General features: G+C 73.5%; 2 protein-coding genes. Both read right to left on the reverse strand.

Features of this window, described 5'->3' with window-relative positions; all coding sequences use genetic code 11:
• Positions 1 to 15: 15 nt before the first annotated feature.
• Positions 16 to 9,561, reverse strand: coding sequence for an SDR family NAD(P)-dependent oxidoreductase (locus tag ACIBG6_RS32065; RefSeq protein WP_399226220.1), 9,546 nt, complete (start codon positions 9,559 to 9,561; stop codon positions 16 to 18).
• A gap of 5 nt (positions 9,562 to 9,566) precedes the next feature.
• Entirely contained in the window at positions 9,567 to 23,603 is a 14,037-nt protein-coding gene (locus ACIBG6_RS32070; protein ID WP_399226221.1) for a type I polyketide synthase, read from the reverse strand.
• Between the last annotated feature and the right edge of the window lie 61 nt (positions 23,604 to 23,664).

Raw genomic sequence — 23,664 nt, forward strand, 5'->3', positions numbered from 1 at the left:
GCGCGGGCGACCGGCTCAGTCGGCTGCCGGGTCCAACTCGCCGTCGATGAGGGCGAAGAGGTCGTCGGCGGTCGCGGACGCGAGCCGGTCGGCGAGATCGTCGTCGTCCGCCGGCGCCTGGTCGCCGCCGAGCGGCGTGGTGCCGTGGGCGGAGCCGGCCTGCTGCCCGTCTCCGGTGAGCCGGAGCAGGAGGCCCTGGAGTCGCGCCGCGACTGCCGTGCGGAGCGCCTCGTCGTCGGCCATGTCCGGCAGCGCCGATTCCAGGTGGTCGAGGCCGGCCAGGGTCGAGCGGATGCCGGCTTCCTCCCGTACGGCCGCGAGGTGGACGAGAAGGTGGTCGGTGAGCGCGTCGGGGGTCGGGTGGTCGAAGACCAGCGTCGCGGGAAGTTCGGAACCGGTGGCCCGGCCGAGCCGGTTGCGCAGGTCGACGGCGATCAGCGAGTCGAAGCCGAGGTCCTGGAAGGCGCGCTCGGGCTCGATGGCGTACGGGTCGAAGTGGCCCAGGACCGCGGCCACTTCGCCCCTCACGAGATCGAGCAGCGCCACGCGCCGCGCCTCCGGCGGCATGGCCGCGAGGAGCTCGGCGTACGGCTCGGCGGCGGAGTCGGCCGGGTTGCCGGACGTGGCGGCCTCGACGGCACGCCGCGACGGGCCGGTCGGATGACCGTCCCCGGCCCCGGCCGACGCGCCCTCCGCGACCGGCGGGTCCGCCGGAGCGAACTCCTCCAGGGGCACCTCCTGGTAGCCGAGCGACTCGACCGTGATCACGGGGCGCCCTTCCTCGTCCGTGAGCCGGACGGCGGCGGTCCGCTGTCCGGTCTCCGTGAGGAGGACCCGGGCGGTGGCCGCTCCGGTGGCGTGCAGGCGCACGCCCCGCCACTCGGCCGGTACGAGTACGGAACCGGCCGGGACCGGGAAGGGGTGACCGAGGACGGCGGCGTCGAGGAGGGCGGGATGCAGCCCGAACCGGACGACGTCCGGAAGGAGTTCCTCGGAGAGTCGCACCTCGGGAGCCCCCTGTACGGCCTCCCGGTCCTCCCGGTCCTCCCGGCCACCCGCCTCCCCGTCGTCGCCTTCGGCGAGAAGCCCCTCCGCGTAGAGGGCCCAGGAAGCTCCGGGACGGGCCGGGCGCGCGTGGACGGCCAGGGAACGCCGGCCGGAGTCGTCCGGGGCCCCCACCCGCACCTGCGTCTCGACCGCGCCCTCGCGGGGCAGCGCCAGCGGCGCCCGCAGGGACAGTTCATCCAGGACGGTCGCACCGGTGGCGTCACCCGCCCGGATGGCCGTCTCCACGATCACGGAGGCGGAGAGGACGACCGCGTCACCTACCGCGTGATCGGCCAGCCAGGGGTGGGTGCGGAGGGAGACCCGACCGCTGAACACCGTGTCCCCGGAGCCCGCCAGGGCGACGGACGCGCCGAGGAACGGATGCCCGGCCGGGTCCGCGCCGGAGTCGGACGCCCCGGATTCGGACGCCCTTGACTTCGCCGGGCCGGACTCCAGCCAGTGGCGCCGGTGCCGGAAGGGGTACGTGGGCAGGTCGAGGTGCGGACGGCCGCCACCACCGTGTCCGTAGTACGCCGACCAGTCGACCGGGACGCCACGGGTGTGGAGCAGCCCCAGTGCGGTGAGCAGGGTCTCGGCCTCGGGGCGGCCCCGGCGCAGCGCCGGCACCGCCGTCATCGCCGTCGTCGCCGCGTGAGCGCCCGCAGGCCGTACGCCGTCGGTCATCGCGGACAGGGCGCCGTCCGGTCCGAGTTCCAGCAGCGTGGTGACGCCCAGGTCGGACAGCGTCGCGACGGCGTCACCGTAACGGACCGCGCCCCGCACCTGGTTCGTCCAGTACGCGGCGGTGCGCAGGTCGCCTCCGGTGGCGAGCCGGCCGGTCAGCGTCGACACGACCGGTATCTGTGGATCGCGGTACGTGAGCCCCTCCGCGACCTTCTGGAACGCGTCGAGCATGCCGTCCATGTGAGGCGAGTGGAATGCATGACTGACCGTCAAGAACCGTGTGCGTCGCCCGAGTTCCTCCAGGTGACCGGCAATCTCAGCCACAGCCACCGCGTCGCCCGAGATGACGACGGAGGCGGGGCCGTTGACGGCCGCGATCCCCACCTGGTGCTCACGTCCCGCGAGCAGCTCGACGATTTCGTCCTCGTCGGCACGTACCGCGAGCATCGCTCCGCCCCCGGGCAGGTCCTGCATCAGGCGGGCCCGGGATGCCACGAGGAGGCACGCGTCCGCGAGGGACAGGACTCCGGCGGCATGGGCGGCGGCGAGTTCCCCGATGGAATGCCCGGCGACGAAGTCCGGGGTCACCCCCCAGGACTCCAACAGCCGGAAGAGTGCGATCTCGACGGCGAACAGCGCGGGCTGGGTGTAGCCGGTCAGATCGAGTTCGTCGCCGCTCGCTATCACCTCCGCCAAGGGTCGATCCAGAGAGGCATCGAGCTCCGCCGCCACCGCGTCGAAGGCCCGCGCGAAAGCAGGGAACGACTCGTACAACCCCTGCCCCATCCCGACCCGCTGCGCACCCTGCCCCGTGAAGACGAATCCGGTACGGGCGGACTCCCTGGCGGCGCCGCGTACGACGCCGGGGCCCTCGTCACCGGCCGCGAGGGCGCGCAGACCTGCGACGAGCGCGTCCCGGTCGGCTCCGACGACCACGGCTCGCTGCTCGAACGCCGAACGGCTCGTCGCCAACGACCAGCCGACGCGCTCCACTTCCGCTGCCGCGTCGGACTCGGCGAAGACGGCGAGGCGTGCTGCCTGTGCCTCCAGCGCTTCGCTGGTCTTCCCTGAGAGCAGCCACGGCACGGCCGGAAGCGAGGAGACCGGGGCGACGAGGTCCTGGTCTTCACCCAACGGCACGGTTTGTGGTGCCTGTTCGATGATGACGTGCGCGTTGGTGCCGCTGATTCCGAAGGAGGAGACGGCGGCCCGACGCGGGCGCCCGACCTCCGGCCAGTCCCGCTCCTCCGTCAGCAGCTCGACCGCGCCCGCCTCCCAATCCACATGCGGCGACGGCTCGTCCACGTGCAGCGTCCTCGGCAGCACACCGTGCCGCATCGACTCGATCATCTTGATGACACCACCGACACCGGCAGCGGCCTGCGTGTGGCCGATGTTCGACTTCAGCGAGCCGAGGTAGACGGGCTGTTCATTGGGTCGGTCCTGGCCGTAGGTCGCCAGCAGCGCCTGCGCCTCGATCGGGTCCCCCAACCGCGTTCCCGTGCCGTGGGCCTCCACCGCGTCGACGTCGGAGGCGGACAGACCGGCGTTTGCCAGCGCCTGTCGGATCACCCGCTCCTGCGCGGGACCGTTCGGAGCCGTCAGACCGTTCGACGCGCCGTCCTGGTTCACGGCCGAACCCCGCAGCACGGCAAGCACCCGATGTCCGTTGCGCTCCGCGTCCGACAACCGCTCCACGAGCAGCAGACCCACGCCCTCGGCCCAGCCCGTCCCGTCCGCCGAAGCCGCGAACGGCTTGCACCGGCCGTCGGTCGAGAGACCGCGCTGCCGGGAGAACTCGACGAACGTGAGCGGCGAGGACATGACGGTGACACCGCCGGCGAGTGCGAGGTCGCACTCGCCGCGCCGCAGGGCATGCGCCGCCGTGTGGAGCGCCACCAGCGACGACGAGCACGCCGTGTCGACGGTGATCGCGGGCCCTTCGAGGCCGAGCGCGTACGAGACCCGGCCGGAGGCCACGCTGCCGGCGATTCCGGCCGCGAGGTAGCCCTCGAGGTCGTCCGGGATGTTCTGCGCGCCGACGCCGTAGTCGTGGTACATCACGCCCGCGAACACGCCGGTCCGGCTGCCGCGCAGGGTGGCGGGCACGATGCCGGCACTCTCCACGGCCTCCCACGCGGTCTCCAGGAGGAGGCGCTGCTGCGGGTCGGTGGCGAGCGCCTCGCGCGGGGACATCCCGAAGAAGTCCGCGTCGAACCCGTCCGCATCGTGCAGGAAGCCCCCATGGCGGACGTACGACGTACCGATCCGCTCCGGATCAGGGTCGTACAGCTTCTCCAGATCCCAGCCACGATTCACCGGGAACCCACTGATCGCGTCCCTCCCCTCCGCCACCAGCCGCCACAGATCCCCCGGCGACGACACCCCACCCGGATACCGGCACGCCATCCCCACGATCGCGATCGGATCCTCGGCGGCGGCGACGTCACCCGGGGATGCGCCCCGCTCGGCCACGGTCTTTCCGTCCTTCACCTGGTCGTCCACGTCGGAGAACTCTCCGAGCAGGTGAGTGGCGAGGGCGGCGGGTGAGGGATGGTCGAAGACGAGGGTCGTGGGCAGCCGAAGCCCGGTGGCGGAGTTGAGACGGTTACGGAGTTCCACGGCCGTCAGCGAGTCGAAGCCCAGCTCCTGGAACGCCCGCTCCGCCTCCACCGCACCCTGATCCGTATGACCGAGCACGCCGGCGACCACACCCCGCACCAGCTCCAGAAGCACCCGCGCGCGCTCGGCCCGATCCAGGCCGGCCAGGCGCTCCGACAGAGCCGAGGAACCACCCGCGGAAGCGGTACCCGCCGCGGCGGCCCGACGCGGTGCCGGAGGCACCAGCCCCCGCAGCATCACCGACAGCAGCTCACTCCCCTGCGCCCGCAGGGCAGCGGTGTCCATCCGCGTGACCGCGAGAACCGCGTCGGCCGCACCATCAGCCGTGGCCGAGTCGAACAGGTCCATCGCGTCCTTCGACTCCAGCGGCAACAGACCCGAACGCGCCAAGCGCCGCAGATCCGCCTCCCCCAGATGCCCGGACAGCGCACTCGACTCCGCCCACAACCCCCACGCCAACGACACGCCCGGAAGACCCGACGCCCGCCGGTACTCCATCAGCGCGTCCAGGAAGGTATTGCCGGCCGCGTAATTCGCCTGCCCCGCCGTCCCCAGAAGACCGGCCAGCGACGAATAGACGACGAACGCGTCCAGCCGCATGCCCTGCGTCAACTCATGCAGGTTCCACACGGCATCGACCTTCGGCCGCAGCACCGCATCCAGCCGCTCCGGCGTCAGCGCCTCGACCGTCGCGTCGTCCGACACACCCGCCGTGTGCACCACAGCCGTCAACGGACGCTCGGCAGGAACCGCCGCAATCACCTCGGCCAACGCAGAACGATCCGCCACGTCGACAGCCGCGAACACCACCTCGGCACCCGCGGCCCCCAGCTCCTCGGCCAACTCCGCTGCGCCCGGGGCGTCCATACCCCGTCGACTCAGCAGCACCAGGCGACGAGCGCCCCACTCGTGCACGAGATGGCGGGCCACCACCGCACCGAGTGCACCCGTCGCACCGGTGATGAGGACCGTCCCCCGAGCCCAGTCCCTGGGCTCCGCCGCCGGAGCGACGTCGGCGCGGACGAGACGCGGTACAAGTACCCGGCCACCTCGGACGGCAGCCTGCTCCACACCCGACGCGAGGACCACAGCGACATCGGCCTCGTCCTCCACATCCGCCAGGACGACCCGACCCGGATGCTCGGCCTGCACCGAACGCACCAGACCCCACACGCCCGCGTGGACAAGATCCGACACGCCTTCACCGTCGGCCCCCACCGCGCCCCGGGTCACGACCACCAACCGGGACTCGGCACTCTGCTCGTCAGCCAGGAACTCCTGGACCTTCGCCAGCACCTCCCCCACGGCACCCCGAGCCGCCTCGGCCAGATCGCTCCCGGCCACCGCACCCGGAGCCAGTACCAGCGACACCGTCTCCGGCCCGCCGGCACCGGTGTCACCGGCACCGGTGTCACCGGAACCCACCGGAACCGGCCGCCACTCCACCCGGAACAACCCGTCCCGCGCGGCACCCGCCGCACGCAACGCCTCCCGCGACAACGGCCGCAACACCAGCGCATCCACCGACCCCACCAACCCGCCCAGGCCATCGGCAAGGGTCAGGGACACCGAATCAGGACCGGTCGTCGTCAGGCGGACCCGCAGGTCGGAGGCGCCCGTGGCCTGGACGTTCACACCGGACCAGGAGAACGGGAAGCCTGCCTGTCCGATCTCGTCCGCGACGCCCGGGAGGAGGGAGTGAAGGGCCGCGTCGAGGAGCGCGGGATGCACCGCGAACTGACCCGCGTCCGCCCGCAGCCCCTCCTCCAGAGCGACCTCGGCGAAGAGCTCCCCCTCGCCCTTCCACAGCCGCCGCAATCCCTGGAACGCAGCCCCGTACCCGTATCCGCGCTCCGCCAGCCGGTCGTACACACCGGCCAGATCCACCTCGCGAACACCCACCGGCGGCCACACCGCCAGACCGGTACCCGCGTCCGGCTCCACCACCCGAGGCACCACCGAGCCACTCGCGTGCAACACCCACGAGCCCTCGCCCTCAAGCCTCCCGAACACCTCCACGGAACGACGACCCGACGACTCCTCCACACCCCCCACCACGACCTGCACCTGCACACCACCACGCTCAGGAACCACCAGCGGAGCGGCCAGCGTCAGCTCCTCCACCTGTCCCGCGCCCACCTGCTCCCCCGCCGCCAGGACGAGCTCCACGAAGGCGGTGCCGGGGAAGGGAACGCTGTCGAGTACGGCGTGATCGGCGAGCCACGGGTGCGTACGCAGCGAGACGTGGCTGGTGAACAGGGTCTCCTCGGCACCCGCCACCGCCACGGCGGCGCCGAGCAGCGGGTGACCGACCGAACCGAGACCGAGGGCCTCCGCGCCCGTCGCGGCGGTGCCGGGCTCCAGCCAGTACCGGTCGGTCCGGAAGTTGTATGTGGGGAGGTCGACGCGCCGAGCGCCGGTCCCCTCGTAGAACGCACCCCAGTTCACCGGGACGCCACGGACGTGCAGCCGGCCCAGCGCGGTGATCAGGGTCCGGTCCTCGGGCTGATCACGGCGCAGCATGGGGACGGCGGCCACGGCCTCGGCAGCGCCGCTCCCCACGGACGCGCCGTCGCCCTCGTCCGTGCCCTCGGCAGGCCGGTCGATCAGGCCGTCGGCCAGGGCCGTCAGCACGCCGTCCGGGCCCAGCTCGACGAATGTGGTGACCCCCTGCTCGACGAGGGTGCCGACCGCGTCGGCGAAGCGCACGGCTCCCCGCACCTGGTCCGTCCAGTACGCGGCGGTGCGCAGGTCGTCACCGGCGGCGAGCCGTCCGGTCAGGGTGGAGACGACGGTGATCCGCGGCGCGTCGAAGGCGAGCCGGGACGCGGTCTCGCCGAACGCGTCGAGCATCCCGTCCATGTGCGGCGAGTGGAAGGCGTGGCTGACGGTGAGCTGCTTGGTCTTGCGTCCCCGCTGTTCCAGTTCCGCGGCGATGTCGGCCACCGCGTCGGCGTCCCCGGAGATCACGACCGACGTCGGGCCGTTGAGGGCGGCGATGGCGGCCCGCTTCTCACGGCCCGCGAGCAGGGCGACGACCTCCTCCTCGCTCGCCTGTACAGCCGTCATCGCCCCACCGCCGGGCAGGGCCTGCATCAGGCGGCCTCGCTCGGCGACCAGCGAGCAGGCGTCCGCGAGGGACAGGACTCCGGCGGCATGGGCGGCGGCGAGTTCCCCGATGGAATGCCCGGCGACGAAGTCCGGGGTCACCCCCCAGGACTCCAACAGCCGGAAGAGTGCCACCTCGACGGCGAACAGCGCGGGCTGGGTGTAGCCGGTCAGATCGAGTTCGTCACCGGTCGCGATCACCTCCCGCAAGGGACGCTCCAGGTGGGCGTCCAGCTCCGCCGCCACCGCGTCGAAAGCCCGCGCGAAAGCAGGGAACGACTCGTACAGCCCCTGCCCCATCCCGACCCGCTGCGCACCCTGCCCCGTGAAGAGGAACGCGGTCCTTCCGCTGCTCCGGGCGCCCCGCACGACGCCCGGAGCCGTCTCATCGCCCGCTAACAGGCGTACGCCTGCCAGCAGTTGGTCCGGATTCTCGCCGACGACCACCGCCCGGTGGTCGAGTGCGGAGCGGCTCACGGCGAGGGAGAAGCCCACGTCGATCGCGCTCGACTCGCCCGGCTCCGCCGCGTCCAGCGTGGCGGCGAGGCGCGCGGCCTGCTGCCGCAGCGCGTCGGCGGTCTTTCCGGAGAGCAGCCACGGCACCACCTGGAGGGGCGGGGAGGAGACCGATGCGTCGCCGTCGTCCACCGGCGCGGTCTGCGGCGCCTGCTCGATGATGACGTGCGCATTGGTGCCACCGAATCCGAAGGAGGAGACGGCGGCCCGGCGCGGGCGCCCGACCTCCGGCCAGTCCCGCTCCTCCGCGAGCAGCTCGACCGCGCCCGTCTCCCAATCCACATGCGGCGACGGCTCGTCCACGTGCAACGTCTTCGGCAGCACACCGTGCCGCATCGACTCGATCATCTTGATCACACCACCGACACCCGCGGCGGCCTGCGCATGACCGATGTTCGACTTCAACGACCCCAGATACAGAGGCCGTTCCTCCGGCCGCTCCTGACCGTAGGTCGCCAGCAGCGCCTGCGCCTCGATCGGATCACCCAACCGCGTACCCGTCCCGTGCGCCTCCACCGCATCCACATCCGACACCGAAAGACCCGCACTCGCCAACGCCTGACGAATCACCCGCTCCTGCGCCGGACCGTTCGGCGCCGTCAGACCATTCGACGCACCGTCCTGATTCACCGCCGAACCACGCAACACCGCCAACACCCGATGCCCGTTGCGCTCCGCGTCCGACAACCGCTCCACCAACAGCAGACCCACACCCTCGGCCCACCCCGTCCCGTCCGCCGAAGCGCCGAACGCCTTGCACCGGCCGTCGGCCGCGAGACCGCGCAGTCGCGAGAACTCGATAAAGGCGACCGGGGTCGACATGACCGTCGCCCCGCCGGCGAGCGCCAGGTCGCACTCGCCGCGGCGCAGCGCGTTCGCCGCCAGATGCAGCGCCACCAGCGACGACGAGCACGCCGTGTCCACCGTCACCGCCGGCCCCTCGAGGCCGTACGTGTACGACAGCCGGCCCGAGGCCACGCTGCCCGCACTGCCGCTGAAGAGGTAGCCCTCGAAGCCTTCGGGGGGCAGGTGGGGCCGGGAACCGTAGTCGTTGTACATGACGCCGGTGAACACGCCGGTACGGCTGCCGCGCAGCGCCTCCGGGTCGAGCCCCGCGTTCTCGAAGCTCTCCCACGCCGTCTGGAGCAGGAGCCGCTGCTGCGGGTCGGTGGCGAGCGCCTCGCGCGGGGACATCCCGAAGAAGTCCGCGTCGAAGCGGTCCGCCTCGTGGAGGAAGCCGCCTTCGCGACCGTACGACGTGCCCGGCCGGTCGGGGTCGGGGTCGTAGAGGTTGTCGAGGTCCCAGCCACGGTTCACCGGGAACTCACTGATCGCGTCCGTCCCCTCCGCCACCAGCCGCCACAGGTCTCCGGGCGACGACACGCCACCCGGATAGCGGCAGGCCATCCCCACGATCGCGATGGGCTCCTGCGCCTTGTCCTCCACGTCGCGCAGGCGCCTGCGCGCGTCCCGGGCGTCCGCGATCGCCCGCTTGAGGTAGTCGCGGAGTTTGTCCTCGCCCGCCATGGTGTTCTCAGCTCCCCGTGGTGTCGTGCTCGTCGGCTGATCTGCTGTGCTGGTCATGCTTGTCACTCCAGGTCGTCGAAGAGCGCGAAGAGCTCCTCGTCACTCGCGGACGTGAGGTCCTGGTCCCGGTCGTCGTCCTCGTTCGTGTCCCCGGCCTCGGCCTCGGGCGAGGCTCCGGCCGCCGCGTCGGCGACGTCGAGGAGCTCCCGCAGCCCGGCGGTGATCCGTTCGTGCGCGGTGCCGCCGTCCGTGGCCGCCGCCCCGATCGCCTTCCCGACCGCCTCCCCGATCGCCGCCTTGAGCCGGGCCAGTTCCTTCAGGACGGGTTCCTCCGGCGGGACCTCGTCGTGGGCGAGGAGGTCGAGCAGGTGGGTGGCGAGGGCGGCGGGTGAGGGATGGTCGAAGACGAGAGTGGTGGGCAGCCGAAGCCCGGTGGCGGAGTTGAGCCGGTTACGGAGTTCCACGGCCGTCAGCGAGTCGAAGCCCAGCTCCTGGAACGCCCGCTCCGCCTCCACCGCACCCCGGTCCGCATGCCCCAGCACCCCCGCGACCTGCTCGCGTACGAGGTCGATCAGGGCGCGCTCACGCTCGGCCCGGCCGAGAACGGCCAGCCGCTCGGCCAGGGCCGAGGTTCCTTCCATGGAGGGGGAGGCGGAGCCCGCTGCGGTCCCGCGCCGCGCCGAAGGCACCAGGCCCCGCAGCATGACCGGCGGCGTGTCCTGCCGCGCCCGGAGGGCGGCGGTGTCGAGGCGGGTGACCGCGAGGACGGCGTCGGCCACACCCGCGGACGTGGCCGACTCGAACAGCTCCATCGCGTCCTTCGACTCCAGCGGCACGAGACCCGAACGCGCGAGGCGCCGCAGATCCGCCTCCCCCAGATGCCCCGACAGCGCACTCGACTCGGCCCACAGACCCCACGCCAGCGACACACCGGCCAGCCCGGAAGCCCGCCTGTGCTGCATCAACGCGTCCAGGAAGGTGTTGCCGGCCGCGTAGTTCGCCTGCCCCGCCGTCCCCAGCAGGCCCGCCAGCGACGAATAGACCACGAACGTGTCGAGTGCCGACTCCCGCGTCAGTTCATGCAGGTTCCACACGGCATCGATCTTCGGCCGCAGCACCGCGTCCAGCCGCTCCGGCGTCAGCGCCTCGACCGTCGCGTCGTCCGACACACCCGCCGTGTGCACCACAGCCGTCAGCGGACGCTCGGCAGGAACCGCCGTGATGACCTCCGCCAACGCGGCACGATCCGCCACATCGACGGCGGCGAAGACCACCTCGGCTCCGGCCGCCGCCAGCTCCTCGGCCAACTCGACCGCCCCCGGGGCCTCCGAGCCGCGCCGGCTGACGAGTACCAGTCGCCGTGCTCCGAGCCGGGTCACCGCGTGACGTGCGGCGAGGCTGCCGAGCGTGCCGGTGGCGCCGGTGATCAGGACCGTGCCCCGCCCCCAGTCCACGGATTCCTCGGCAGGTGCTGCGACGTCGGCGCGGACGAGCCGTGGCACGAGCACCCGGCCGCCCCGCACGGCGGCCTGCTCCTCACCCGACGCAAGGACCACGGAGACATCGGACTCGTCCTCCACGTCCGCCAGGACGACCCGACCCGGATGCTCCGTCTGTACCGAACGCACCAGACCCCACACACCCGCGTGCACAAGGTCCGACACGCCCTCTGCGGCCTCGACACCCACCGCGCCCCGGGTCACCACCACCAACCGGGACCCGGCCGACGACTCGTCCGCCAAGAACTCCTGGACCCGCGCCAACACCTCCGCCACCGCACCCCGAGCCGTCTCGGCCAGACCGTCCGGCCCCGCGCCCCCGGGCGGCAGAACCAGCACCACCGGATCCGGCGCGCCGGCGCCCTCCCCGGCACCCACCGGCACCGGCCGCCACTCCACCCGGAACAACCCGTCCCGCGCGGCACCCGCCGCACGCAACGCCTCCCGCGACAACGGCCGCAACACCAGCGCATCCACCGACCCCACCGACCCGCCCGCACCGTCCGCGAGGGTGAGCGACGCCACCAGGGAGTCCGGGTCCGGGCTGGTCAGGGCGAGCCGTACGCGAAGGACCGACGCTCCGGTGGCGTGGACGTCCACGCCGGACCAGGAGAAGGGCAGCCACGACGGGCCGTCCTCCGTGGCGACGCCGGGGAGGAGGGAGTGGAGCGCCGCGTCGAGAAGCGCGGGATGGACAGCGAACAGGTCGGTGTCCGACTGGAGTTCCTCCCCCAGAGCCACCTCGGCGAAGAGCTCCCCCTCGTTCTGCCACAACCGCCGCAATCCCTGGAACGCGGCGCCGTACTCGTACCCGTGCTCCGCCAACCGGCCGTACACACCGGCCAGATCCACCTCGACCGCCCCTGCCGGCGGCCACACCGTCAGACCGCCCGCGTCCTGCGCCTCCGCCCGCGGCAGCACCGCCCCTTGAGCGTGCAGAGTCCACGAGTCCTCCGCGTCCGGTCGCCCGTACACCTCCACGGATCGGCGGCCCGAGGTCTCCTCCGCACCCCCCACGACGACCTGCACCTGCACGCCGCCCCGCTCGGGCACCACCAGGGGTGCCGAGAGCAGCAGTTCCTCGACCCGGCCCGCGCCTGCCTGTTCCCCCGCGGTGAGCGCGAGTTCCAGCAGGCCCGTGCCGGGCACCAGCACCGAGCCGGCGACCGCGTGGTCCGCGAGCCACGGGTGCGTACGGGTGGAGAGGCGTCCCGTGAACACGTATCCGTCGCGGTCCGCCATGGCGACCTCCGCGCCGAGCAGCGGGTGGTCCGCAGCGGCCAGGCCGAGGGCGGTGGCGTCGCCCGTGGTCTCCGCCCGGCCCTCCAGCCAGTACCGCCGGTGCCGGAAGGCGTACGTCGGGAGGTCGACCCGCCGTGCGCCCGGGAACACCGCCGCCCAGAGGGGGCCGGCTCCACGCAGCGCCATGCGGGCCACGGCCGCGCCCACGGTACGGGTCTCGCTCGCACCCCTGCGCAGGGCGGTGGCGAGCGTCCCCGCCTCCTTCGCCAGGCAGTCCTCGACCATGGCGACGAGGACGCCGTCGGGGCCGAGCTCCAGCCATTCGGTGACGCCCTCGCCCTCCAGGTACCGCACGCCGTCGGCGAAGCGCACGGCCTCGCGGATGTGGCGTGCCCAGTACGCGGGCGAGGTGAGCTGGTCGACGGTGGCCAGGGTTCCGGTGACGTTGGAGACGACCGGGATCCCCGGGGCCCGGAAGGTGAGCCCGGAGACCGCGGCGACGAACTCGTCGACGATCTCGTCCATGTGCGGCGAGTGGAAGGCGTGACTGACCGGCAGTCGCTTCGTCCGCCTGCCCTGCTCGCGCCAGCGCGCGATCATCCGCTCCACCGCCTCCTCGTCGCCGGAGACGACGGTGGCGTTCGGCCCGTTGACTCCGGCGACGGCCACAGCGACAGCGACAGCGAAGTCGGCACCGAGGGCCGCGATGTCCCCGCGCACCTCGTCCTCGCCCGCCTGGACAGCGGCCATCGCGCCGTCCGCCCGGGCCGACTGCATCAGGCGGCCCCGGTGGGCGACCAGGACGCACGCGTCCGCCAGGTCGAGGACCCCGGCCAGATGCGCGGCGGTCACCTCGCCGATGGAATGGCCGATGAGAAAGTCCGGGACCAGGCCGTGAGCCTCGAACAGCCGGAACAGGGCGGTCTCGACGGCGAACAGCGCCGCCTGGGTGAACACCGTCCGGTCGATGAGGTCCGCGTCCTCCGACCCCTCGGGGGCGAAGAGAACCTCCTTGAGGGGGCGGGGCAGTTGCCGGTCGAGATGGGCGCAGACCTCGTCGAGCGAGGCGGCGAACACCGGTGACCGGTCGTAGAGTTCACGACCCATTCCCAGACGCTGGGACCCCTGCCCCGTGAGCAGGACCGCGGTCCGTCCCGTGGCGGTCGCCGTTCCTCGGACGACGGCGGGCGAGTCCTCGCCGCGCGCCAAGGAGGCCAGGGCGTCCAGGAGTTCGCCCCGGTCGGTACCGACGGCGGCGGCCCGGTGGTCGAGCAGGGCTCGTGTCGTAGCCAGCGAGAGGCCGATATCGGCGGCGCTCGCCTCCGGGTGCTCGATCGCGTACGTACGCAGGCGCTCGGCCTGATCGCGTACGGCCCGCTCGTCGCGTCCCGACAGGATCCACGGAAGGGCCACGCCCGGCCCCGCAGGGGCGGTGGGGGCATCCGTGGACCGGTGCTCCACGGCAGGTGCCACCGTGTCGGATGCCTGTTCGATGATGACGTGCGCGTTGGTTCCGCTGATTCCGAAGGAGGAGACGGCGGCCCGGCGCGGGCGCCCGACCTCGGGCCAGTCTCGCTCCTCCGCGAGCAGCTCGACCGCGCCCGCCTCCCAATCCACATGCGGCGACGGCTCGTCCACGTGCAACGTCTTCGGCAGCACACCGTGCCGCATCGACTCGATCATCTTGATCACACCACCGACACCCGCGGCAGCCTGCGCATGACCGATGTTGGACTTCAACGAACCCAGATACAGAGGCCGTTCCTCCGGCCGGTCCTGGCCGTAGGTCGCCAGCAGCGCCTGCGCCTCGATCGGATCACCCAACCGCGTACCCGTCCCGTGCGCCTCCACCGCATCCACATCCGACGCCGAAAGACCCGCACTCGCCAACGCCTGCCGAATCACCCGCTCCTGCGCCGGACCGTTCGGAGCCGTCAGACCATTCGACGCACCGTCCTGATTCACCGCCGAACCACGCAACACCGCCAACACCCGATGCCCGTTCCGCTCCGCGTCCGACAACCGCTCCACCAACAGCAGACCCACACCCTCGGCCCACCCCGTCCCGTCCGCCGAGGCGCCGAAGGAGCGGCAGCGGCCGTCCCCGGAGAGTCCGCGCTGTCGTGAGAACTCGACGAAGACGTGCGGTCCCGCCATGACGGTGACGCCGCCGGCGAGCGCGAGGTCGCATTCGCCGCTGCGCAGCGCGTTCGCCGCGAGATGCAGGGCCACCAGCGACGACGAGCACGCCGTGTCCACCGTCACCGCCGGGCCCTCAAGGCCGTACGTGTACGACAGCCGGCCGGAGACCACGCTGGACAGGGTTCCCGCGAGGACGAAGCCCTCGAACTCCGCCGGGGTGGCGGCGAGGCGCGACGCGTAGTCGTCGTACATCGCCCCGGTGTAGACCCCGGTGTTGGTGCCGCGCAGGGTCGCCGGGTCGATGCCGGCGCTCTCGAAGCTCTCCCACGCGGTCTCCAGGAGGAGGCGCTGCTGCGGGTCGGTCGCGGTCGCCTCGCGCGGGGACATCCCGAAGAACTCCGCGTCGAACCCGTCCGCCTCGTGCAGGAAGCCACCGTGCCGGACGTACGACGTACCGATCCGCTCCGGATCAGGGTCGTACAGCTTCTCCAAATCCCAGCCACGATTCACCGGGAACCCACTGATCGCGTCCCTCCCCTCCGCCACCAGCCGCCACAGATCCCCCGGCGACGACACCCCACCCGGATACCGGCACGCCATCCCCACGATCGCGATCGGATCCTCCGCAGTGGCCGTTCGTACGGTGGGGGCTACGCCCGACGCCTTGGCCGTCCCCCCGGGCACCTGCGCGAGAAGGTGATGCGCGAGCGCGGCCGGCGAGGGGTGGTCGAAGACCGCGGTGGCGGGGAGGCGCAGGCCGGTGGCGGCGTTGAGCCGGTTGCGGAGTTCCACCCCCGCGAGGGAGTCGAAGCCGAGGTCCTTGAAGGAGCGTTCCGCCCCGACAGCAGCGGAGTCGACGTGCCCGAGGACGTCCGCGACGACACCCGTCACGAGCGCCACCGCGGTACCGCGCCGCTCCTCCGGGGACTGCGCGGCAAGTCGGCTCGCCCAGGTACCGGACGTACCGGAGGTCTCCGCCTCCTCGCCGCCGGCGGCCCGTGCGGTGCGGCGCGGACGGCCGCGGACGAGCCCGCGCCACAGCGCCGGGGGCTGTCCGTCCGTACCCCGGTGGGCGGTGGGCCGCAGCCCGGCGGGGACGAGCAGGGCGTCGTCCCGGGTGACCGCGGCGTCGAAGAGCGCGAGGCCCAGTTCCGGAGTGAGCGGCGTGACCCCGGCACGGCTCCAGCGTGCGAGGTCGCCGGCCCCGAGCGTGCCGCCCATGCCGTGCGTACCGTCCCAGAGGCCCCAGGCGAGCGACGTGGCGGGCAGGCCCGCGGCGGCGCGGTGGGCGGCGAGTGCGTCGAGGCCCGTGTTGGCCGCCGCGTAGTTGGCCTGGCCGGCGGTGCCTACGATGCCGGAGACGGAGGAGAAGAGCACGAAGGCGTCGAGCGGCAGGTCCTTCGTCAGGTCGTGCAGGTGCCACGCGGCATCGACCTTCGGGCGCAGTACCCCGGCCAGCCGTTCCGGCGTCAGTGCCTCCACCGTCGCGTCGTCCACCACGCCCGCCGTGTGGACCACCGCCGTCAGCGGATGCTCCGCGGGCACGGCGGCGATCACCCGCGCCAGGCTCGCGCGGTCCGCCACGTCGGCGGCGGCGAACGTCACCTCCGCGCCCAGCCCGGTGAGGTCAGCGCCCAGGTCGACCGCTCCGGGAGCGTCGGCGCCGCGACGGCTCACCAGCACCAGCCGCCGCACCCCGTGACGTGCCACGAGGTGGCGCGCGACGAGGGCGCCGAGTCCTCCCGTGCCTCCGGTGACGAGGACGGTGCTCGCGGGGCCGAAGGCTGCGCCGTCGGTGTCGTCCCCGGAGGGAGCGACGGTACGGGCCAGCCTCGGCGCGAGCGGTCGGCCGTCCCGTACCGCGAGCTGCGGCTCGTCCCCGGCCGCCGCCGCGCGCATCAGGTCCTTGGCCCCGTCGCCCTCGCCCAGGTCGAGGAGGAGCAGGCGCCCGGGGTGCTCGGCCTGGGCGGAGCGGATGAGGCCCCACAGGGGGGCGGTGGCGAGGGACGTGACGTCCTCGCCGGGGCGGGTGGCGACCGCGCCGCGGGTGACGCACAGCAGCCGCGAACCGTCGAAGCGGGGCTCGGCGAGGAACGCCTGGACGATGCCGAGGGCGCGCCTGACGGCGGTGTGCGCGGCCGCCGCCGGCTCCCTTTCGAGTGCCCAGCGGTCGGCGCGGACGACGACGTCCCCCGCACCGGCCTCGGCTGCCTCGGCGAGGCCGTCCAGGTCGTCGACTTCCACCCCGGCCTGCCCGACGGGCTCCGGAGTGGCGATCTGCGTCCAGGCGACGGTGAAGAGGGCGTCGGCGACGCTCGTGCCGGCCGTGACGAGCCGGTCCTTCGCCACCGCGCGCAGGGTCAGCGAGTCCACGGTGGCGACGGGCGCACCGGTGGTGTCGGCGAGGCGGAGCGCGACCGTGTCCGGGCCGGTGGGCGAGATCCGTACCCGGAGCGCGGTGGCGCCTTCGGCGTGCAGGGTCACCCCGGCCCACGCGAACGGCAGCCGGATCCGGCCGGAGGCATCGGCGTCCGTGCGACCGCCGTCGTCATCGGCTTCGCCGTCGAGCACGATCGGGTGGAGTGCCGCGTCGAGCAGCGCCGGGTGTACGCCGAAGAGTCCCGCGCTCGCGTGCTGTGCCGCGGGCAGCCGGATCTCGGCGAGCGTGTCGGCGCCGTCGCGCCACAGCCCCGTCAGGCCCTGGAAGGCGGGGCCGTATCCGTAGCCGAGTTCCGCGAGACGGTCGTAGACGCCGTCGAGGGACGTGGCGGTCGCCGACGCGGGCGGCCAGGCCTCGGCTGCATCCGGGGTGGCGAAGTGGTGGTCCGCCTCCGTGGCCGCGTCCCCTTCGTCGAGTACGCCGGAGACGTGGCGGGTCCACTCCCGGGGCGCGTCGTCGGCGGTGTCCGGTCCGCCGGAGTCGGGGCTGCTGTGCACGCTGAACGCGCGCCCGGCCGGTGACGCGACGCCGCTCACCCCGACCTGGATGCGGACGGCACCGCGCTCGGGCAGGACGAGGGGCGCTTCGAGGGTGAGTTCCTCCACCCTGACCGCGCCGACGTGGTCGCCCGCGGCGAGGGCGAGCTCCAGGAAGGCGGTGGCGGGGAGCAGGACGGCACCGTTGACCACGTGGTCGGCCAGCCAGGGCTGGTCGGCCAGGGAGAGACGGCCGGTCAGCAGGACTCCGTCGCCGCCCGCGACCTCGACCGTGGTCGTCAGCAGCGGGTGCCGTGCCGCGTCGAAGCCGAGGGCGCGGGCGTCCGTACGGGGCTCGGGCGTCAGCCAGTAGTGCTCGCGCCGGAAGGCGTACGTGGGCAGGTCCGTGCGGCGCCCGCCCGGGAAGAACGACGCCCGGTCCAGGGGCGCGCCGTGGACGTGGGCGGTCGCGACACCGGCGGCGAGGGTCTCGGCCTCGGGGCGACCCGCGCGCAGGAGCGCGACGGCGGTGACCTCCGAAGCGTCGGGAGTGTCCGTGGGGTCTGCCGGCCGCGCGAGGGCGTCCTCGGCGAGTGCCGTGAGGACGGCGTCGGGGCCGACCTCGACGAGGACGGTCGCGTCCTGGGCGGCCAGGGTGCGGACCGCGTCCAGGAAGCGCACCGGGCGCCGGATCTGGTCGGTCCAGTACGCGGGCGAGGTGAGCTCGCCGGTGGTGACGAGCTCACCGGTGACCGTGGAGACCAGGGGGATCCGCGGCTCCTCGAAGGTCAGGCCCTCGGCGACCTGGAGGAACTCGTCGAGGACGTCATCCATGTGCGGGGAGTGGAAGGCGTGGCTGACGCGCAGCCGGCGGGTGCGCCGGCCGCGTCGGGCCCACTCGGCGCGGAGTTCCTCGGCGGCGTCGGCGTCGCCGGAGACGACCACGGCGGTGGGACCGTTGACGGCGGCGACGGCGACCCGGCCCTCGTACCCCTTCAGGGACGCGACGACCTCGGCCTCGTCCGCCTGGACGGCGATCATCGCGCCGCCCTCGCGGGCCGCCTGCATGAGCCGGCCGCGGGCGGTGACGAGGTGCGCGGCGTCGTCGAGGGAGAGGACGCCGGCGACGTGGGCCGCGGCGATCTCGCCGACGGAGTGGCCGGTGAGAAGGTCGGGGACGAGACCGTGGTGTTCGAGGAGGCGGAACAGCGCCACCTCGAAGGCGAAGAGGGCGGGCTGGGTGTACGCGGTGAGGTCCAGGTCCTCCCCGCTCGCGACGATCTCCCGCAGGGGCCGGTCGAGGTGCCGGTCGAGGGCCGCGTACACGGTGTCGAGCGCGGCGGCGAACACGGGGTGCGCGGCGCGCAGTTCCTCGCCCATTGCGGCGCGCTGCGCTCCCTGGCCGGTGAAGAGGAAGGCCGTGCGTCCGGTCCTGCCTGGGCCGCCGGTGACCAGGCCGGTGGCCTGCTCGCCGCGACCGAGGGCCTCGAGACCGGCGAGCAGCTCGCCCCGGGTGGCCGCGGTGAGGGCGGCCCTGTGCTCGAAGGCCGTACGGGAGGCGAGTGAGCGCCCGAGGTCGGCGACGGTGACGTCGTCCCGGCCGTCGAGGAAGGCGCGGAGCCGGACGGCCTGGGCGCGCAGGGCGGCGTCGTCGCGCGCGGAGACCACGAGGGGCGTGGGGACGGGGTCGGGGACGGAAACACGGCTGTCTCCCTGATCCGGGTCCTGGACCTGGTCCGGGTCCTGGACCTGGTCCGGTTTCTCCGGGGCCTGTTCGACCACGACGTGCGCGTTCGTGCCGCTGATGCCGAAGGAGGAGATCGCCGCGCGGCGCGGGCGGCCCGTCACCGGCCACTCCCGTTCCTCGGTGAGGAGTTCCACGTCGCCGGAGTCCCAGTCGACGTGCGTGGTGGGCCGGTCCACGTGGAGCGTCCTGGGCAGGACGCCGTGGCGCATGGCGAGGACCATCTTGATGAGCCCGCCCACCCCCGCGGCGGCCTGCGTGTGGCCGATGTTCGACTTCAGCGAACCGAGCTGGAGCGGTGCGGCCTCGCCCCGGTCCTGGCCGTACGTGCCGAGGATCGCCTCGGCCTCGATCGGGTCGCCGAGCCTCGTGCCCGTACCGTGCGCCTCGACGGCGTCGACCTCGCCGGGGGTGAGCCCGGCGTCGGCCAGGGCCTGCCGGATGACGCGCTGCTGGGACGGGCCGTTGGGGGCCGTGAGCCCGTTGGAGGCGCCGTCCTGGTTGACGGCGCTGCCCCGGATCACGGCGAGTACGCGGTGGCCGTTGCGCTCGGCGTCCGAGAGCCGCTCGACGACGAGGAGTCCGACGCCCTCGGCCCAGGAGGTGCCGTCGGCGGCGTCGGCGAACGCCTTGGAGCGGCCGTCGGCGGCGAGGCCGCGCTGCCGCGAGAACTCGACGAGCATGCCCGGTGTCGACATGACGGTCGCACCGCCGGCGAGGGCGAGCGTCGACTCGCCCTGCCGCAGCGACCGGACGGCCAGGTGCAGCGCGACGAGGGAGGACGAGCAGGCGGTGTCGACGGTGACGGCCGGCCCGGTGAGGCCGAGCTGGTAGGCGATGCGCCCCGACATCACGCTGGGCGTGGTGCCGGTCAGGAGGTGGCCTTCCACACCCTCGGCTCCGTCGTGCATGCGCGGGCCGTAGTCCAGGGCGGTGGCGCCGACGAAGACGGCCGTCCGGCTGCCCCTGAGGTCCTCGGGGTCGAGCCCCGCGTGCTCCACGGCCTCCCACGCCGACTCCAGGAGGAGCCGCTGCTGCGGGTCCATGGCGAGGGCCTCACGCGGTGAGATCCCGAAGAACCCGGCGTCGAACAGGGCGGCGTCGTTCAGGAATCCGCCCTCGCGGACCGAGCTCTTGCCGCTGCGGTCGGGGTCGGAGTCGAACAGGTCCTCGTCCCAGCCCCGGTCGGCGGGCAGCCCGGAGACGGCGTCGCGCCCCTCGGAGACGAGCCGCCACAGGTCCTCGGGCGAGCTGACACCGCCGGGGTAGCGGCAGGCCATGCCGATGATCGCGATCGGCTCCGCCGTGGCGTCCGGCGGTGTCGCGGGCGGTATGCCGGTGCCGTCGGCCGCTTCGGGGCCACCGGTGAGCAGGTCGCCCAGATGTGCGGCGAGGGCGCGCGGCGTCGGGTGGTCGAAGAGCAGTCCGCTGGGCAGGCGCAGGCCCGTGTCGTCGGCGAGCGCGTCCCGCAGCTCGACCGACATGAGGGAGTCGAAGCCCAGTTCCTTGAAGGTGAGGCCGAGTTCGACGCGGTTCGGGTCGTCGTACTCGAGGACGGCGGCGACGTGCGCGCGCACGCGGTCGGTCGTCTCGTGGCGGGCGCGCCGGTCGCCACCGCCTGCGCTCGTCCCGCCCGAGCTCTTCCCGCCGGTACGGGTACCGGTACCGGTACCCGTACTCGTGCCCGTCCCCGCGAGCGGCGCCGCCGTCCGCGCGGTGCCGTCGAACCAGTGGCGTTCGCGCTGGAAGGCGTACGTCGGCAGGGGCACCCTGGCCGTGCCGCCGCTCCCGTGGACGGCGGCCCAGTCGACGTCGTGGCCCCGGGCGAAGACGGCGGCGAGCGCGGCGAGCAGCGCCGGGGGCTCCGCGCGGCCCTTGCGCAGCGCGGAGACCGTCGCGGCGGCCTCCGGGTCGCGTACCGAGTCCGCCGCCATCGCCGAGCAGACCCCGTCGGGACCGAGCTCCAGGAAGGTGTCGGCGCCCGACTCCTCCAGGGCGCGTACGGCGTCGAGGAACCGTACGGGCCTGCGGACCTGGTCCACCCAGTACGCGGGATCGCTCCACTGGCCCGCCGTGACGGGCAGGCCCGTCACCGTGGACACCACGTCGACGTGGGGCTCGTGGAAGTCCAGCTCCGCGACGATCCGGCGGAAGTCGTCGAGCATCGGCTCCATGAGCGGCGAGTGGAAGGCGTGCGAGACGCTGAGCCGCTTGGTCCGTCGGCCCTGTTCGCGCAGGCGGGCGACGGCATCGAGGGCGGCACGCTCGTCACCGGCGAGGACGACGGCGCGCGGGCCGTTCACGGCCGCGAGGGAGAGCTCCCGCTCGTGTCCCGCGAGGAGCGGCAGCACCTCCTCCTCGCTCGCCTCGACCGCGACCATCGCACCGCCCTCCGGCAGCGCCTGCATGAGGCGGCCGCGCGCGGCGACGAGGCGTGCGGCATCGCGCAGCGAGAGGACCCCGGCGACATGGGCGGCGCTGATCTCGCCGACGGAGTGCCCTGCGAGCAGGCCGGGCGTGACGCCCCAGGACTCGACGAGACGGTGGAGGGCGACCTCGACGGCGAAGAGCGCGGGCTGCGTGTGGACGGTCCGGTCGAGGGTGTCGCCCTCCGCCACGAGCTCGGCGAGGGGCCGGTCGAGGAGGGGGTCGAGCTCGGCGGCGACGGCGTCGAACGCCGCCGCGAAGGCCGGGTAGGCGGCGTACAACTCGCCACCCATGCCCGTACGTTGGGCGCCCTGCCCGCTGAAGAGGACAGCGAGGCGCCCGGGGGCGGGGGCTCCGGTGACCACGCCCGGCGCGGGCGTCCCGGCGGCGAGGGCGCGGAGGCCGTCGAGGAGGCGGGCGCGGTCCTGGGCGAGGACGACCGCGCGGTGGCCGAAGACCGTACGGGTGGTGACCAGGGACCGGCCGAGATCGGCGAGCGCCGGGTACGGGGCCGTGTCCGCGTCCGGGGCCGCGTCCGGGGCCGCGTCCGGGTCCGGGGCCGGGGCCGGGGCCGGGGCCGGGTCCGCGTCGACGGTCTCGTACAGGAGCCGTGCCTGGGCGCGCAGCGCCTCGCGCCCGCGGCCGCTGACGACGAAGGGCAGGGTGGCCCCGTCTCCGGCGGTGGCCCCGTCTCCGGCGCGGATCCCGTCGTCAGCGGGAGCCCCGTCGCCGGCGGGGGTTTCCACGCCGGGACCGGGCACCTCGCCTTCCGGGACGGGTCCTTCGCTGAGGACCACGTGGGCGTTGGTGCCGCCCATGCCGAACGAGCTGACGCCCGCGACGAGTTCACGGTCGGGGTGCGGCCACTCCCGCAGTCCGGCGGGCACGTCGAGACCGAGGGTGCCGAGCGGGATGTCCGGGTGCGGCGTACGGAAGTTGAGGCTCGCGGGGATCCGGCGCCGGCCGAGCGCGAGGAGCGTCTTGATGAGGCCGACGATGCCCGCGGCGCCTTCGAGGTGACCGACGTTCGTCTTGGCCGAGCCGACGAGAAGGGGTTCGTCCGCCGGGCGGGCGGTCCCCGCGGTACCGAGCACCGCACCGAGCGCCGCCGCCTCGACGGGGTCGCCGACGGGGGTCCCGGTGCCGTGCAGTTCCACGTACTGGACGGTGGACGGATCCAGATCCGCCTTGCGGTACGCCTCGCGCAGCACCTTCTCCTGGGCGGTCCTGCTGGGCACGGTCAGCCCCGGGGTGGCACCGTCGTTGTTGACGGCGCTGGCGCGGATGACGCCGTGGACGCGGTCGCCGTCGGCGAGGGCGCGGGCGAGGGGCTTGAGGACGACGACTCCGCCGCCCTCGCCCCGGACGAAGCCGTTGGCACGCGCGTCGAAGGTGTAGGCGGTGCCGTCCGGGGAGAGTCCGCCGAAGCGCTCCTCGGTCACGGCGCTCTCCGCGAGGATGTTGAGGTTGACGCCGGCGACGAGCGCCGTCGTGGACTCCCCCGCACGCAGGGACTCGCAGGCCAGGTGCACGGCGACGAGCGAGGACGACTGCGCGGTGTCGACGGTGAGGCTCGGGCCCTGCAGGCCGAGGTGGTACGAGACGCGGTTGGCGATGACGCCCCGGTTCCCGCCCGCCATGGTGTGCTGGGTGATGGCCTGTTCGCCGTGCTGGTAGAGGAGGCTCGTGTAGTCGTCGCGGAGGGTGCCGACGAAGACGGCGGTGCGAGTGCCGGCGAGGGTGCCGGGGACGATTCCGGCGTCCTCCAGTGCCTCCCAGGCGAGTTCGAGGACCAGTCGCTGCTGCGGGTCCATGGCGGCGGCCTCGCGGGGCGAGATCCCGAAGAAGGCCGCGTCGAAGAGGTCGAGGGAGTCCAGGAACCCGCCCCGGCGCACTCCGCGCTCCGATCGGCCCGCCGCCGGCCCGGCGTCGTCCACTCCGTCGAGCACCGACTCCCACCGGCCGGCGGGTACGTCGGTGACGGCGCTCTCCCCGTTCCGCAGCAGCTCCCAGAAGGCGGCCGGGTTCGAGGCCTTCGGCAGACGGCAGGACATGCCGACAACAGCGATGGCCTCGTCCACCGATCGGGCCTCCCCCGCCGTCGCGGGAATCCCGTCGTTCGTCGTCACGCCTGGCCGCCTCTTCGTCACTGAATCCCCCAACGGACTTACCCGACTACTGCTGCATTTC

Origin of the sequence: Streptomyces sp. NPDC050842, assembly GCF_044456565.1 — a bacterium.
Taxonomy (GTDB): domain Bacteria; phylum Actinomycetota; class Actinomycetes; order Streptomycetales; family Streptomycetaceae; genus Streptomyces.

Coding starts and splice junctions, on each gene's coding strand:
- ACIBG6_RS32065 (WP_399226220.1), bottom strand. CDS start 9,561: ATGACCAGCACAGCAGATCAGCCGACGAGCACGACACCACGGGGAGCT.